This is a genomic window from Pseudomonas sp. Marseille-Q5115, assembly GCF_916618905.1.
GTDB classification, from domain to species: Bacteria; Pseudomonadota; Gammaproteobacteria; order Pseudomonadales; family Pseudomonadaceae; genus Aquipseudomonas; species Aquipseudomonas japonica_A.
This window is the reverse complement of record NZ_CAKAKI010000001.1, coordinates 2,223,950-2,239,356: the sequence shown is the minus strand read 5'-3', so window position 1 is coordinate 2,239,356 and position 15,407 is coordinate 2,223,950. Positions and strand designations below refer to the sequence as shown.

The 15,407-nt window shown below is 63.6% G+C and carries 14 protein-coding genes; 4 read left to right on the top strand and 10 right to left on the bottom strand.

Annotated elements, in window-relative coordinates; genetic code table 11:
• Positions 1-42: 42 nt before the first annotated feature.
• The 3 genes from LG385_RS10400 (at position 43) to LG385_RS10390 (ending at position 4,371) form a co-directional block, all read left to right on the top strand.
• Complete coding sequence (locus LG385_RS10400; protein ID WP_225774210.1) at positions 43-819, top strand: FadR/GntR family transcriptional regulator; 777 nt, start codon at positions 43-45, stop codon at positions 817-819.
• Between the two features lie 153 nt (positions 820-972).
• Complete coding sequence (locus tag LG385_RS10395; RefSeq protein WP_225774209.1) at positions 973-3,771, top strand: EAL domain-containing protein; 2,799 nt, start codon at positions 973-975, stop codon at positions 3,769-3,771.
• A 66-nt stretch (positions 3,772-3,837) separates the two neighbouring features.
• Positions 3,838-4,371, top strand: a complete 534-nt coding sequence (locus LG385_RS10390; RefSeq protein WP_225774208.1) for a sterol desaturase family protein — start codon at positions 3,838-3,840, stop codon at positions 4,369-4,371.
• A gap of 4 nt (positions 4,372-4,375) precedes the next feature.
• Here the strand turns inward: LG385_RS10390 and LG385_RS10385 are convergent, their stop codons facing one another.
• Genes LG385_RS10385 through fni form a run of 5 tightly spaced genes read right to left on the bottom strand, consistent with a single transcriptional unit; the run spans position 4,376 to position 10,275 of the window.
• A complete protein-coding gene (locus LG385_RS10385) occupies positions 4,376-5,302 on the bottom strand; it encodes a phytoene/squalene synthase family protein (RefSeq protein ID WP_225774207.1) in 927 nt (308 codons plus the stop codon).
• Positions 5,299-6,789, bottom strand: a complete 1,491-nt coding sequence (locus tag LG385_RS10380) for a phytoene desaturase (protein ID WP_225774206.1) — start codon at positions 6,787-6,789, stop codon at positions 5,299-5,301. Before LG385_RS10380 ends, LG385_RS10385 begins: the two co-directional genes overlap by 4 nt.
• Positions 6,786-7,955: a lycopene beta-cyclase CrtY gene (gene crtY / locus LG385_RS10375; protein ID WP_225774205.1), complete on the bottom strand. Its 1,170-nt coding sequence runs from the start codon at positions 7,953-7,955 to the stop codon at positions 6,786-6,788. The genes LG385_RS10380 and crtY overlap by 4 nt, the downstream gene beginning before the upstream one ends.
• Positions 7,952-9,235 carry a glycosyltransferase gene (locus LG385_RS10370; protein WP_225774204.1) on the bottom strand — a complete coding sequence of 428 codons (1,284 nt, stop codon included), beginning with the start codon at positions 9,233-9,235 and terminating at the stop codon, positions 7,952-7,954. Before LG385_RS10370 ends, crtY begins: the two co-directional genes overlap by 4 nt.
• Positions 9,232-10,275 carry a type 2 isopentenyl-diphosphate Delta-isomerase gene (fni, locus tag LG385_RS10365; protein WP_225774203.1) on the bottom strand — a complete coding sequence of 348 codons (1,044 nt, stop codon included), beginning with the start codon at positions 10,273-10,275 and terminating at the stop codon, positions 9,232-9,234. The genes LG385_RS10370 and fni overlap by 4 nt, the downstream gene beginning before the upstream one ends.
• A 286-nt stretch (positions 10,276-10,561) precedes the next feature.
• Between fni and LG385_RS10360 the strand changes: the two genes are divergently transcribed.
• Positions 10,562-11,464, top strand: coding sequence for a polyprenyl synthetase family protein (locus LG385_RS10360; protein WP_225774202.1), 903 nt, complete (start codon positions 10,562-10,564; stop codon positions 11,462-11,464).
• A 17-nt stretch (positions 11,465-11,481) separates the two neighbouring features.
• On the opposite strand, the gene LG385_RS10355 is transcribed toward LG385_RS10360, so the two are convergent.
• The 5 genes from LG385_RS10355 to LG385_RS10335 form a co-directional block, all read right to left on the bottom strand.
• Positions 11,482-11,952: a hypothetical protein gene (locus tag LG385_RS10355; RefSeq protein WP_225774201.1), complete on the bottom strand. Its 471-nt coding sequence runs from the start codon at positions 11,950-11,952 to the stop codon at positions 11,482-11,484.
• A gap of 79 nt (positions 11,953-12,031) precedes the next feature.
• A complete protein-coding gene (csrA, locus tag LG385_RS10350) occupies positions 12,032-12,223 on the bottom strand; it encodes a carbon storage regulator CsrA (protein WP_181117570.1) in 192 nt (63 codons plus the stop codon).
• A 284-nt stretch (positions 12,224-12,507) separates the two neighbouring features.
• Positions 12,508-12,738 carry a hypothetical protein gene (locus tag LG385_RS10345; RefSeq protein WP_225774200.1) on the bottom strand — a complete coding sequence of 77 codons (231 nt, stop codon included), beginning with the start codon at positions 12,736-12,738 and terminating at the stop codon, positions 12,508-12,510.
• A 13-nt stretch (positions 12,739-12,751) separates the two neighbouring features.
• Positions 12,752-14,575, bottom strand: a complete 1,824-nt coding sequence (locus LG385_RS10340) for a glycoside hydrolase family 15 protein (protein ID WP_225774199.1) — start codon at positions 14,573-14,575, stop codon at positions 12,752-12,754.
• Positions 14,568-15,368 carry a glucose 1-dehydrogenase gene (locus LG385_RS10335; RefSeq protein WP_225774198.1) on the bottom strand — a complete coding sequence of 267 codons (801 nt, stop codon included), beginning with the start codon at positions 15,366-15,368 and terminating at the stop codon, positions 14,568-14,570. The genes LG385_RS10340 and LG385_RS10335 overlap by 8 nt, the downstream gene beginning before the upstream one ends.
• Positions 15,369-15,407 lie beyond the last annotated feature (39 nt).

The following is a 15,407-nucleotide window of genomic DNA, read 5'->3' as shown; positions in this document are numbered from 1 at the left end:
CTTTGGCAACAGGCCCATGCGTTCCTATATGATGTGGCCACCTTGTTTTCACATAAGCAGAACGCCTTGGCGACCGACCTTCCTTTTTCCCCCGGCTTGCCCCGCCGCCCTCGCAACCTGGCCCAGGCGCTGGTCGATGACTTTTCCCGGCGTATTGGCAAGGGCATGCTAAAGCCGGGGGACAAGCTCCCCAGCGAAGTGGAATTGATGGAAACCGGTGGTGTAAGCCGCTCGGTGGTCCGCGAGGCACTGTCACGTTTGCAAGTGGCGGGGCTGGTCGAAACGCGTCGTGGCATCGGTACTTTCGTGCTCAACGCATCAGGCAGCGCCAGCCCCAGGCTGGACCCGTCTACCATCGTGACCCTTCAGGACGTGGTGGCCATCCTGGATGTGCGCATGAGTTTCGAAGTGGAAGCCGCCGGTATTGCCGCCTTGCGGCGCACCGATTCTCAACTGGCGGCCTTGGGCGAAGCGCTGGAGCGTTTCGAGCGGGCCAGCGACACTGGAAGCTCGCTGGTGTCGGACTTCCAGTTTCACCTGCAGATCGCCAACGCCACCAATAATCGCTATTTTGTGGAAATCGTCACGCACTTCGGCACCAGCATGTTCCCCAGGGCGCGGCTCAATACCGTAGCCATTGCTCGCCTGGATCGGCAACAGGCACATAGCCGGCTGGTAGGTGAGCATGAACACATCTACAACGCGATTGCCCGGTGCGATTACGACGCCGCCCGCGCGGCCATGCGTGTACACCTTGCCAACAGCCGGGCGCGAGTGATCAAGTCACATGAACAGCGTGAACGGGAAGCCCTTCAATAGCGCACTTGTCGCTTGTAAGGCTTGAACGTGCGGTCCCGCTAGCGGGCGCACGTTTTATGCATGTAGTATCAGCACTGAAAAAAGTGATGGCCCCTGGCCATAGCGGCACGCGTGACAGGATGATGGACCCCGTGGGTACAGCTTGGAGCATGCATGAGTTCGCAGGATTCGACGTTGCCAAGCCTCACCCGCTTGCTGGATGGGGCAAGGGAGCAGGCCCGGGACAGGGCATGGGCATTCTATCGGGCTGGGGAGCAGTTGCTGCTCGCCGGGTGCGGCGACGCGCCCGCAAGCTGGCCTGGCGCGCTGGACGAAGCCCAACTGGACAGCTATTGCCAGCGCGAACGTCTGCATCGCTGGGCCACTGGCCGCGGTGAGAGCGTACTGGGCTGGCTGCTGGTAAGCGAAAGCGACCGCGACAACCCGCAATTCGTCGACCTGGCCATGCGCCTGGGCCTGCGCCTGCAGAGCGATGCGCTGATTCGCGCCCAGCATACCCAGCGGGTGTTGTATGGCATTACCAACCTGGCCAGCTCCACCCATGACCGCGCCAGCTTCATGGTGGGCGTGCACCGTCAGCTGGCCGATCTGATCGACGCCGAGAACTTCTACCTGGCGCTGTACGACCAGCGAACGGGGCAAGTCACCTATCCCTACTACGTGGACACCACTGATACAGAAGCCGTGGAGGCGGACGCCAACGAATACCTCGACCCCGAGCGGTTGTCCCTGACCGGCTATGTATTGACCTCGGGCCAGCCGATGTTGATCGACGCCGCCGGCATTGCCCTCGCCAGCGCGCAGGATCGCTTCCATTGCGTGGGCCACAAGCCCGAATTCTGGATGGGCGCTCCGCTCAAGAACGCCTCCGATCAAGTATTCGGCATGATCGCCATGCAGGTGTATGACGTGGAGCGGGTGTATAGCCAGGAGGACCGTGCACTGTTCCTGGTGGTGGCGCGCCACGTGGCCATGGCCCTTGACCGCATCCTGCACCGCGCTCACCTGGAGCGTACAGTAGCCGAGCGTACGCGGGAGCTGTCCCAGCTCAACGATGCGTTGCGTCAGCAAGTGACTGAGCGCGAGCGTGCCGAACACCTGCAAAGCGCCTTGTTCCAAATTGCCGAGTTGTCGAGCCAACAGGGCGACATGGCCGAGCTGTTCTCTCGCCTGCATGCCATTGTGGGTGAGCTGCTGTATGCCCGAAACTTCTACATCGCGTTGTACGACATCGCTCAGGATGAGGTGACCTTCCCGTACTACATCGACGAAGTGCTGTCCGTCCGCCCGCGCCCTCGGCGTGGCCGCCGGGGGTTGACCGAGTACGTGATCCGCCAGCGGCGCCCGTGCCTGATCGACTTCGATGACGCCAGTCGGCTGATGGAAGCCGGAGAGATCCAGAACAACAATGACCCGGTGCGCTCGCAATCCTGGCTGGGGATTCCGCTGTTCGATGACGAGCAGGTGCGTGGCGTGCTGGTGGTGCAGAGTTATATCCCGCAAATCCGCTACACCCTGCGCGACCAGGAACTGCTCACGTTCGTGTCTCGCCACATCGACACCGCGCTGGCCCGGCGCAGCGCCGCCGAAGCCGTGCACGCCGCTAACCTCAAGCTCGAAGCCCGGGTGCAGGACCGCACCCGCGAACTGGACCTGGCCAACGCCAAGTTGCAACACGAGAACGCCCATGACGCGCTGACCGGCCTGCCGAACCGCAGCCACCTACAGGATCGATTGGGCCAGGCGTGGCAGGAATTTCGTGGGCAGGGCCGGCAGTTGGTGGTGATGTTCCTGGACCTGGACCGCTTCAAACTGATCAACGACAGCCGCGGCCACCACTTTGGCGACCTGTTGCTGATGGAAGCGGCGGCGCGCTTGCGCAGTTGCCTGCGTGACACTGACCTGTTGGCCCGGCTGGGCGGTGACGAATTTGCGGTGCTCGCGCCCGAAGCTCCGGTGGACGTGGCGGTCGGTATCGCCGAGCGGATCCTCGCCGCCTTCGACCTGCCGTTCCATATCGACGGGCAGGCCGTGTTTTCTTCGTGCAGCATCGGCATCGTCAGCGCCGACGAGCAGTTCCACCAGGAGCCAGCCGACCTGCTGCGAGACGCCGATACCGCCATGTACCGGGTAAAAAACGGTGGTCGGGACAGCTACGCGGTGTTCAACCAGGAGCTGCGACGCGAATTTTCGGACCAGGTAGAGCGCGAAGGTGCGCTACGCAATGCGCTGAAAGGCAACGAGGAGCTGGTACCGTATTTCCAACCTATCGTTGATGTGGCCAGCGGCAGGCTGGTGGCGCTGGAGGCGTTGATCCGCTGGCGCCAGCCGGACGGCCAGGTGCTGGCGCCCGGGGCGTTTCTGCCGGCACTGGAGGGGCTGAGGCTTATCGGCCGCCTGGACCTGTACATGCTGCGCTGCGTGGCAACCATCCTGGGGCGGCCGGAAAACGGCCACTGGCCGCCAGTTCACGTGAACTGCTCCAGCTACAGCATCACCCGCCCCGAATTTGCCGATGAAGTGCTCGAACTGCTGGGTTACTACGGCGTAAGCCCGGGACGGGTATGCCTGGAACTCACCGAGGGCGCCCTGGTGGCCGAGCCAGAACTTGCGCGCCAGAGCATGCAGAAGCTGGCGGACCAGGGCATGTCGGTGGTGCTGGATGACTTCGGCGCGGGGTTCTCATCGCTCAGCTATGTGCATCAGTTCCGCTTTACGGGCCTGAAGATCGACAAGTCGTTCATCCTCGAGCTCACTTCGAGCAGCCGTAGCCGGGCGATCGTGCGGGCGATCGTGCGCATGGCCGAGTCCCTGGGGTTGTCTGTAGTGGCTGAAGGGGTGGAAGACGCCGCCTCTCTGAACCTGCTTCGTGAAATGGGCACGGGCCAGGCGCAGGGCTACCATTTCGCCAGGCCAATGGCGGTCGAGTCGCTGCAGCAAGGCTGGCTTTGACATTCCGGCCAGCCGGGGGAACCCCGCGGCCCCGGGATTGCCCAACGGCTGTCGAGGAGCTTGCTAATGCTTGAAGCGCTGATAGTGTTGATGACCGTGGTGGCAATGGAGGGCGTGTCCATCCTTGCTCATAAATACATCATGCACGGGTGGGGGTGGGGCTGGCATCAATCCCACCACCAGCCGCGCACCGGCTGGTTCGAGCGCAACGACCTGTATGCAGTGGTATTTGCCGGCATCGCCATCGCATTGATTGCCTACGGAACGAGCGGCGCTTATCCGCTGCAGTGGATCGGTGCCGGCATGACCGCCTATGGCGCCCTGTACTTCATCGCCCATGACGGGCTGGTGCACCGGCGTTGGCCCATGAGCTACCTGCCCCGGCGTGGTTACCTCAAGCGCCTGTATCAGGCCCACCGGCTTCACCATGCGGTAGGCGGCAGGGAAGGGTGCGTGTCGTTCGGCTTTCTGTATGCGCCGCCTGTTACCAAGCTCAAGCAGCGGTTACGGGCCGATTCGCGAGCCCGCTTCCCACAAAATGAACGGGCTGCACCGGCCCCGGCGGGAGCAAGCGAAGCCCCAGGCGCAGCTCGCGAATAAGGCCCTAGATCGGGGCCGCCCACAGCCCCGGTGGCCGGGGAGGGTGCTGGGTAAAGCGCGCGCGGCCTGCGATGTACGTTGCCTTGCCCAGCAACATCAGTTTCTCGCCCTTGCTCGTCCCCTGGCGCTTGTCCCAGGCGTTCGGGCCTGCGGCGCGTACCTTCAGACCGATCGCCCGGTACACTTCCAGCGCCGTGGCCACCGCCCAGGCGCAGCGCGGCGGTAGCGCGCCGATTCCGGCCACTGCCGAGGCGTAGTACGGTTCGGCGGCCTCGACCAATCGACTCGCCAGCATGGCCAGGGCAGGGCGATAGGTCGGGGCGGCGAGGTCGGCCTCGGGTATGTTCAGCTCCCTTAGCCAGGCGTGTGGCAGGTAGCACCGCCCTGCGCCGGCGTCCTCCACGATGTCGCGGGCGATATTGGTCAGCTGAAACGCCAGCCCAAGGTCGCAAGCCCGCTGAAGAACTGCTGGCGAAGTGACACCCATTACCCGCGCCATCATCAGCCCCACCACGCCGGCCACGTGGTAGCAGTACTCCAGCGTATCTTCCAGGGTTTCGTAGCGCCGGCCTTCCACGTCCATGGCGAAGCCATCCAGGTGGGCGAAGGCGTGTCGGTCTTCAATACCGTGCTCGTGTGCTACGGCTTGAAACGCCGCGAACGCCGGGTCGCTCATGGGCTCGCCACGGTAGGCCGCCGCAGTGGTTTCCCGCAGCTGTTCAAGGCGGGCCAAGGCTTCACCTGGTGGCGGAGGCAGGCCGTCGTGCCCCAGCACCTGGCCGTCTATCACGTCGTCACAGTGGCGGCACCAGGTGTACAGCAGCAGCGCGCTTCGGCGGGTGTGCGGGTCGAACAGCCTGGACGCGGCCGCAAAGCTCTTGGAACCCTGGCGCATGGTCTCGCTGGCGTGATCAAGCAACGGCTGGTTCATGGCGCCAGATCCTCCAGCATCAGCCGGGCCGTGGCCTTGGCCGAGCCGATCACACCGGGAACGCCCGCGCCGGGGTGGGTGCCGGCGCCTACGAGGTAAAGATTGGGAATCTCATCGTCACGGTTGTGCGGGCGGAACCACGCGCTTTGCCGTAAAAGGGGCTCCAGCGAGAAGGCCGAGCCCAGATGCGCGCCCAACTGGTCGCGAAAATCTTCTGGAGTGAACATGCGGCTGGTGACCAGCTGGCTGCGCAGGCCGGGCATGTAGCGTTCTTCGAGGTAATCGAAGATGCGCTCCCTCAGCCGCGGCCCTTCCTGCGTCCAATCCAGGGGGGCATTGCCCAAGTGGGGAACCGGCGCGAGCACGTAATGGGCGCTGCAGCCCGGCGGGGCGAGCGATGGGTCTGTTACGCAGGGGGCGTGCAAGTACAGCGAGAAGTCGTCCGCCAGGTGCTTGCCATGGAAGATGTCCTGTATCAGGCCTTGGTAACGCTGGCCGAAGCACACAGTGTGGTGCGCCAGCCCGGGCTGCAGCCGATCAAGGCCAAAATACAGCACGAACAGTGAGTTGCTTGCCCGCTTGCCCGCCAGGGCCTTGCCATGGCGCTGGCCCCGGGGATGTGCGGCCAACAGTTGCTTGTAGGTGTTCACTACATCCGCATTGGACGCCAGTGCCACGGCGGGAATGGAGCGGCCATCCGCCAGGCGCACGCCACTCACTCGCCCGTGGTAGGTGTCGATAACACTCACTTTCGCGTTCAATTCCAGCCGGCCACCAAGGTCCTGGTACAGCCGCACCAGCCCCTGTACCAGCGCCCCGGTGCCACCGCGAGGGAACCACACGCCCCATTCGCGTTCCAGCGCATGAATGAGGGTGTAAATGGACGAGGCAGCGAACGGGTTGCCCCCGACCAGCAACGCATGGAACGAAAACGCCTGGCGCAGCCGCTCGTCCTTGATGAACTTTGACACCATGCCGTAAACGCTGCGCCAGGCTTGTAGCCGAGCCAGGCTGGGGCCGGCGCGCAGCATGTCGCGGAATGACAGGAACGGCACGCTGCCCAACTTGAGGTAGCCTTCGTCGAACACCGCTCGGGAATACTTGAGGAAACGGCGGTAGCCTTCGACATCCGCCGGGTTGAAGCCATGGATCTGTCGCTCCAGGGCATCCTGGTCATTGGCGTAGTCGAAGCGGCTGCCGTCCTCCCAGCACAGCCGATAAAACGGCGTGACCGGTAGCAGCTCCACGTAGTCGGCCATGCGACGGCCCGCCACCTGAAACAACTCTTCGATCGCCGTGGGGTCGGTGATTACCGTGGGCCCGGCATCGAAGACAAAACCTTCGTCTTCATACACGTAGGCGCGGCCACCCGGCTTGTCCCGGGCCTCGAGCAGCACGGTTTGCCGGCCTGCGGCCTGAAGGCGGATCGCAAGCGCCAGGCCACCGAAACCTGCGCCTGTCACCACCGTCACTGGGGTGTCTGTCATGGTTCTTCCTGTACAGGTGGAGCGTAATCGAGCATGGCCTTCACGGCGGGCCCCACGGGGACAGGCGGTTTGCCCATGAGCAGGCGTGCCTTGTCGGCCAGTGTGGGTGTGCCCGCGTAAAAGCGTTGAATCAGCCCGGGCGCCAGGCGGTGGAAGCGTTCCAGCACGCGCCAGCGGTTATCGGGCGTTCCGGCGAGGAACAACATGCGGTTGAGCAGCCGGAAGAATCGCTGGCGCCGCCACAGTGCCCGTCGATAGCGGTAAAGCACGGCTTGAAGCGCATCGCTGTCAACGGTGGGTGTGGCGGCGATGAGGTCTGCCAGGCGCACCGCTTCAGGCAGGGAATAACCGGTAACCGGGTGGAAAAGCCCGGCCCGCAGGCCGCTGCGCGCCACGCCATTGCCCTGGGCATAGAAGGCTTCGAAGCGCCCCGCCAGAACGATGGGCAGGCTGCCTTGCTCCTCGCGTATCACCTCGGTGATCGTCCAGCCCTGCGCCTGTGCATAGGCGTTCACCCGATCACGCAAGCGTACGGGCTCCAGCTGGCTGTCTTCGGTGTAATAGGTGTCTTCGATCAGCAAGCGATCATCGGCCAGCGGCAGCACGTATACAAAGCGGTAACCGTCATGCTGGGCCACGCTGGCGTCCATCACCGTGGGCAGTGCCAGCCGGTGGGGGGCGGCCAGCCGTACTTCCTGGCCCAGGAAGCGCTGGTAACCCAGGCGCAGGTGGCCGGAAGCTTCCAAGCCCCGACCGTCGATAACAGCACCCGCATGCAGGGTCTCGCCGCTGCCCAATTGTACGGTGTCCGGGGTGAGCCGCCGCACGGTGGCGCCCAACATCAGGTCACGCCCCAGGGCTGCGGTAATCGTGCGGCCAAAATGTTCGCCGCTGATGCTGCAGTAGGCGCCTGAAAAGGTACGCTTGAGGTTAGGGAAGCGGACCTGATACCCCGGCCAGCGATGGCTCACCAGCGGCCCCACCCAGCGCAGCTGGTCCACGCAAAGGTCGCTTTCATGGAATGACCAGGTATGCGCCTCGCCAAGGGCCGCCGCCTGTTCGATGACCAGCACCGACAGCTCGGGGCGCGCCATTTGCAAGCGCCAGGCGATCAGCCCATTGGCCAGGCCCGCGCCTACCAGTATCAAATCCCAGGTGCGCTTCATGGTAAGGGCTCGGCATACACCGGGCGGCGCCGGGTAACCGCCTGTTCGATGATTGTCGCCGCGCGTTGGGCGCCGCCGGCCAGTTGCAACTCGTGGTCAAGGGTGGCCAAACGGCTATCGAACTCGCCTTCGCTGAGCAGCACGTCCAGCCGCTGCTGGATCGTTTGCCAGCGGCAGCGGTGCCAGGCATGCAACCCAAGGCCTGCGTGCTGTACCCGGGCGGCTACCCCCGGCTGATCGAACGCCACGGGCAGGGCGAGAATAGGCGTTCGCGCCACCACGGCGTCCATCACGGTATTCAAACCGGCATGGCTGATCACAGCGTTTGCCTGGCGCAATACCTGGGGTTGGTTGGCAAAATCGGTGACCCAGGTGGCGCCCAGCCGCTTCAATCGCTCACCCTGGGCTGCATTGAGGCCACCACAATGGGCGATCAGCAACTGAACATCGAGTGCCTTGCAGGCTTTTGCGATGCGCCGGAACAGGCCGTACCGATGGCCTTGAAGGGTACCCAGGGAGGCAAAGACGAAAGGGCGCTCACGCTCCACCGGCCAAGGCTGATCGTCGGCGAGCAGGCGCGAGGGGGTGCGCAGTGGGCCCACGTGATGGAAGCAGGCCGGCAAGGCGCGTCGGGGAAAGTCCAGGCCAGGCAGGGTCTGGCTGAGCTGGGCCAGGTTGGACAAGTATTCGTGCAGCCCGCGCCGAGGGGGCAGACCAAAGGCCTTGGCGCGCTTTGCCAGTACTCGGCCGTGCGGCGCCATCAGCGCATCGTAGATGCGCGTAGAGGTGGCATACACCTTCAGCATGCGGGGGTCGTCCTCCCATGGAAACGGCATGACCGGCAGGGGCATGCCTGGCTCACGGTTAACCGGCAGGGCGCAGGCAACGGACACGAACGGCAACCCCAGCGCCTCGGCAACCAGCCCTCCGGCGGCTTCCATCTGATCGCAGATCAATGCATCCACATGTAACGCTGTGAGCGCTTCGGGAAGCTCGGCGCACAGCATGTCGGTGCTGGCCGCCATGTCGCGGATCACCCGGCGTACCGCCAGGCCAGCAGGGCGCGCGGCATGGCGCAGCACCAGGCCCAGGCTGCCGGGCGGATGGCTATCGATCCCCAGCGGATGGAAGGCGATGCGGTTATCGCGCAGCAAGGCGCCTGCCTCCAGCTGTTGGAAGAAGGTCACTCGATGGCCAAGGTCGATAAGCCGCCCGGCCAAGGCTTGCAACGCTTGAAAATGGCTGAACAAGGGTGGCGCAACCACGCCGAAATGAGTCACGAAACGGATGCCTCCCGTACCAGCGTGGCCTGGCGCAGTTGTGCGAGGTTGGCCGACCCTGTGCAGAAGCACGCAATCTGCAATTGGCGCAAGGCAACCTGGAAATGTGCGATCACGGCCTCTGGCGAGTCAGTTGCACTGCGCAACACTGCGGCCGCCTGGCCCACCAGGTTCGCACCCAGCGCGATCGCCTTTGCCATGTCGATCCCGTTGCGGATGCCGCCCGAGGCGATCAAGGGTATGTCCGGGAGGCGCTGGCGTACGGCGCGCAGGGCATCTGACGTGGGGATACCCCATTGGCTGAAGGCGGCTGCAATCTCTTTTTCAGCAGCCGTGGTCGCGCGTTCCGCCTCCACCGCCGCCCAATGCGTACCGCCCATGCCAGCAATGTCCAGCGCCGCGACGCCTGCCTCGGCCAGGCGTGCAGCCACCGCCACGCTGAGCCCGCTGCCCACTTCCTTGACTATCACCGGTACTCCGAGCTTGGTAACGGCCTGCGCGATGGCATCGGCCACACCGCGCCAATCGCTGTCGCCACCGGGCTGAACCGCCTCCTGAAGGGGGTTGAGGTGGATGATCAGGGCATCGGCGGCGATCATGTCGACAGCCCGGCGCGCCAGGTCCAGCCCTGCGGGCGTGCGAAGTTGCGCGCCGCCGAGGTTGGCCATCAGCAGGATGTCCGGCGCGCGCTGGCGCAGCTCCCGGGTAAGACCGCGGTCTGCCCCAGTCTCCAGCGCTACCCGCTGGGAGCCTACTGCCATGGCGAGTCCCAGCGTTTGCGCGGCCTCGGCCAAGTGATGGTTGATTTCCCGGGCCCGGCTGGCGCCCCCCGTCATCGAGCTGATCAACACAGGCGCGCGCAGCGGCTTGCCCAGGAATGAAGTGCTCAGGTCGACAGCATCCAGAGCCAGCTCAGGCAAGGCGCAATGTTCGAAGTGCCAATGTTCGAAGCCCGTACGCCCACTGCTTTTCGCGCGTGCAGGATCCAGCACGATCTCCAGGTGATCGTTCTTTCGGTCAAGCAGATCCACATGATTCATCGCGGCTCCGGGAGTATTCCTGAAAATCCACTGTCAGTTATGCAGGGTCGGCTATTTTGTAGAGGGTTGGTATAGCGTCCGCGCGCTGTTAAGGCAGCGCCGGTGGCAAGGCGTTCCCCAGCGTGCGCATCAACCTCGAAAAATTTAGTGCCGTACCTCGCCCTCGGGGCACTGAGCTGGGTGGGCGGCGGTTATTGCCAGCCGCCCTGCGCCCGGCAGCGGTGTCGTGCCTGCGCGGCCCCTGCGTTTAAACATAGCCGTTTACAGCCATAAAGGATTGCCCCGGATGACGCCCACCCCCCTCGCCGTGCTAGATGACCGCCCAACCTGCGCCTGGGGGCCGCTGCGCCTGTCGGTGGAAGACCGCTTGCAGGCACTGCTTCCAGAACCCGGCAGCCATCAGGAACTGCTTGCCATGGCCATGCGCGAGAGTACGCTGGCGCCGGGCAAGCGCGTGCGCCCCTTGCTATTGTTGCTGGCTGCGCAAGGCTTGGGGGAAACCCGCCCGGCAATGCTCGACATGGCCTGCGCAGTGGAAATGGTGCATGCCGCCTCGCTGGTGTTGGATGACTTGCCGTGCATGGATGACGCGCGCCTGCGCCGGGGCCGGCCCACCCTTCACCTGACTTTTGGCGAGGATGTGGCCATTCTGGCGGCCATCGCCTTGCTCAGCCGCGCGTTCGGGCTGCTTGGCGCCGTGGACCTGGAAGCGGACCGGCGGGCAGCCCTGGTAGTGGAGCTGTCCAGGGCCGTGGGTAGCCAGGGGCTGGTGAAGGGGCAATACGAGGACCTGCGCGAGGGGCGGCAAGCTCGCACCGCCGACGCCATCGCGCGCACCAATGAGCTGAAAACCGCGGTGCTGTTCGATGCCACCCTGCAGATGGCGGCAATAGGAGCGGGGGCCTCCCACGCGGTGCGGCGGGCATTGGGCGCGTTCGCGATGGAGCTTGGGCAGGCGTTCCAGTTACTCGATGACTTGCATGATCGCGGGCTACCCGACGCTGCGCTGGGCAAGGACGTGGGCAAGGACGCCGGCAAATCCACCTTGGTCGCGGTGTTGGGCAGCAACGGGGTAAAACACCGGCTGCGTCAGCATGTGCGCGCCGCTGATCAATACCTTGGGCAGGTCTACGGGCCTGAGCAGGCCATCCGGGTATTTGTGGCGGAACTGTTCGCGCGCTTCGGCTAACCGCTTCGGGCTTACCGCTATTGGGTCAGGCGCTCCAGCGCCTGGCGTAACTGCGCGGCATCATTGAATTGCTGCTGCGCCCGCAGGGTCCCATCCCGCACTTCCAGCCACTGTACCCCTTCGCGGGCGCCGTCATAGCGGGGCGCCACCCGGCCATCTCCGTCCAGCAGAATGCGATAGCGCGCCGAGCGCATGGCGGGGATCGCAAAGGCTCGGGCCACGCTTGGCATGTGTTCGATATCAGCGATATACGCCGTGTGCCGATCCTCCAGGTACCCGGTTGGCGCCGCATCGAGCGCCGCGTTCACCAGGCGCGCCGCGGCCATGCTGCGGGCCACTAGCAACACATGGGTGTCAGCATCGAGGGTAAAAGGCCGATCGAATTGGTCAAGCAGTGTCCATGGGGTGATGGGGTCCCCGGGCTGAACCGCCCATGCAGGTACACTGAACAACCACATTGAAAGGATCAGGGCACCGCGTTTAAGCATGAGGGATCCGGGAAGAAGAGGGGTGGCCCAGCCGGGCGGGGCCCGGCATGCGCGAGAAACGGTAAGCGAGGGCTAGAGATTACTGCCCTGCTTTTTCCGGCGCCGGGGTGCCGGCCTGGATGCGCTTGAAGATCTCTTCACGGTGAACCTGTACATCCTTTGGCGCGTCGATGCCGATGCGAACCTGCATTCCTTTCACGCCAAGGATGGTGATCTTGATATCGTCATTGATGACGATGCTTTCGCCGACCTTGCGGGTGAGTATCAGCATTTAATGCTCCTTGATTCCTTGCTAAATATCCGGCCTTGGTGACGTGCATAAACACGCCATAACTCTAGAGACGCGGATTGGACAATTTAATTCCGTATTTATCCTTCGTCCTATTAAGAAAAGGACTACAAGAGGATTGGGAAAAACGGATGCCAAGTATCGCCTGTAACCCGCTATGGCGCCTAGCCGGGCAGGCAGGGAAAACGATGAAAACTTGATAAAAACCCTTGGTTTTGTACTTTCACAGGGGCGCCCGGCCCTGCACGGGCGCCTCATGGGTAGGCTTACTGCGGTTCAAAGGCCTTGGCGGCCTCCACGCCCGCTGAACTCAGCTTCACGGGGTACACCAATTTGCCTTCCTCGGGGCTGTGGATCAGCCCGCGTTCGCGCAGGTTCTTGATGCACAGTTCAACCTGCTCGGCGCCCCGATGATCATCGAGTATTTCGTTGCCCAGCCCTTGTGGGTGAGCGTGAAGGAGGCGGGTGAGTACTACTTTTTCAAGTTCGCTTTGCATCGTCTGGTTCCTCTTACGGTTGCCAATTACTACTGTCGCCGCTGAGTTTGCGGTCCAGGAAGGTGGCGGCGCTGATCAGCGCCAAGTGGCTCAGTGCCTGCGGGGTATTACCCAGATGGCGGCCATTACGGTCGAATTCCTCGGCGTAAAGGCCAAGGGGGTTTGCATAGCGCAGCAGTTGTTCGAATTCCAGATGAGCCTTGTCCAACTGGCCCGCCCGTGCCAGGCACTCGATGTACCAGAACGAGCACGCAGTGAACGCGCCTTCATCGCCGCTCAAGCCATCGCTGCCTCCGGTGTTACGGTAGCGATACACCATGCCGTCACGCACCAGGTCGCGCTCGATCACGTTCAAGGTGGCCAGCCAGCGGGGGTCCGTGGCGCCCACAAAACGAAACAGCGGCATCAGCAACATCGCGGCGTCCACTTCGGTACTGCCCAGGCGCTGCACGAAATGCCCCGCGTCGGCGTTCCAGAAGTTGTCCCAGATATCGTGATGGATAGCCTGGCGGGCAGCGTCCCAGCGCTCGAACGGGGCGGGCAGGGAGCGCTTGTAGGCCAGGCGAATAGCGCGATCCAGCGCCACCCAGCACATCAGACGGGAGTGCAAGAAATGCTGCGGCGGGCCGCGCATCTCCCAGATACCGACGTCAGTGTCGTGCCAGGCTTCGCAGAGCTGGTTGATAAGCCTCTGGCAATTTTCCCAACCCTCATGGGAAATGGCCTCGCCGTACTTGTTGGCGAGGTACACCGCGTCCAGCAGCTCTCCATAAATGTCGAGCTGCTTCTGTTCGTAGGCCTGGTTACCGATCCGAACCGGGCGTGAGCCCAGGTGCCCTGCCAAATGTTCAAGGTTGTGCTCAGGAAACTCCTTCTCTCCGGCTATGCCGTACACGATACGCAAGGGGTCCGGGTCTTTGGAGCAGGAACTCACGCGTGCGCGAACCCAGCGAACGAATGCATTGGCCTCGTCGCTGAACCCCAGCCGCATGAACGCATACACCGTGAAGGACGCGTCGCGGATCCAGCAATAGCGGTAGTCCCAGTTTCGTTCGCCGCCGGGAAGCTCAGGTAGGCCGAAGGTGCCCGCCGCCAGAATGCCGCCATGTTTGCGAGAAGTAAGTAACTTGAGCACCAGTGCAGAACGCTCGACGCTTTCGCGCCAACGCCCGCGGTAGGTGTTCTTGCGCAGCCAGTGCCGCCAGAAGGCCAAAGTTTCCACAAGCAGGCGGTCAGCATGCCCCGGGGCGACCCGAGCATCGTCCGCGTCGCCGAATACGAACTCGGCGCTTTCACCAGCGCGCAGCTCGAATTCGGCGATAGCGGTCTGTTCCGACAGCCGCAAGGGCACCGAGCCACTGAGACGGACGGGGGGCTGGTTTTCGGCGATGAACACTACGCCACGCTCGTCAGCGGTGGCGCGCGTATCAGCTCGGCTGTAGTCATGACGCACCCTGCAGCGCATGCGAATGGTCGCCGCCCCTTGGACCACGGTGACCCGCCGCACCAGCAGCGGCAACGCGTCTGCATCAGGGACCACAGGGATCAGGTCGGTGACTTCCACCACGGCGTCGCGGCTGAGCCATCGGGTTTGCAGGATGTTGCTACCAGGGAGGTAAATCTGCAGGCGACGGGCATCCGGCAAACGCGGCGCCAACTCGAAAACACCTGCTGCGGGCGTGTCCAGCAAGGCGGTAAACAGCGAAGGGCTGTCGAATTCCGGCCAGCACATGTAGTCGATGCTGCCGGTATCGGCCACCAAGGCCAGCGCTCGCATATTGCCGATCACGCCGTGTCGCTGAATGGGTACCTGGGCGGTCTTGCGCGCGTCATCCATTGTTTCGGAACTCTGGGTACAGGCTCATGCCACCGTCGATGAACAGTGTTGCGCCATGTACGTAATCGGACAGGTCTGAAGCCAGCCATACAATCGCATTTGCGACATCCTCTGGTTCGCCCACGCGGCCGTACGGAATGAGTTTCAGCAGGTTAGCCTCGGCGTCACCTTCGGTGGCCTTTTCGTTGATCGCCGTGCGAATGGCCCCAGGCGCAATGCCGTTGACGCGCACGCGCAACTCGCCAACTTCCTGGGCGATGGTGCGCATGAGCAGGTCTACCCCGCCCTTGGAGGCGGCATAGTTAGCGTGGCCGGCCCACGGAATTACCTGGTGCACGGAGCTCATGTGGATGATCTTGCCGTTAGCGCGGGAAACCCGAGGCCGCGAACTCTGGCGAGCGAACTGCCGCAGCGCGGCGCGGGCGCACAGAAACTGGCCGGTGAGGTTTACGTCGATAACCTTGTGCCAATCTTCCAGGCTCATCTCTGCGATGGGTGCGTCCTTCTGCAGGCCAGAGTTGGCCACGAGAATGTCCAACCCACCAAAGGTATCTACTGCCGTTGCGAACAGCTTTTCCACGTCCGCCTCGTTGCTCACGTCGCCGCCTGCGGCAATGGCCTGGCCACCCTGGTCACGGATGGCCTGGGCCAGTTCCTCGGCAGGTTCGGCGTGGCTATTGTAGTTGATCACCACCGCAGCCCCTGCGGCTCCCAGTGCCTTGGCGGCAGCGTAGCCCAGCCCCGAACTGGCGCCAGTCACGAGTGCTACTTGTTTTTCGAGCGAAATGTGCATCCGGGTTTGCCTCATAAACGTCACTCTTATGGGGACTGG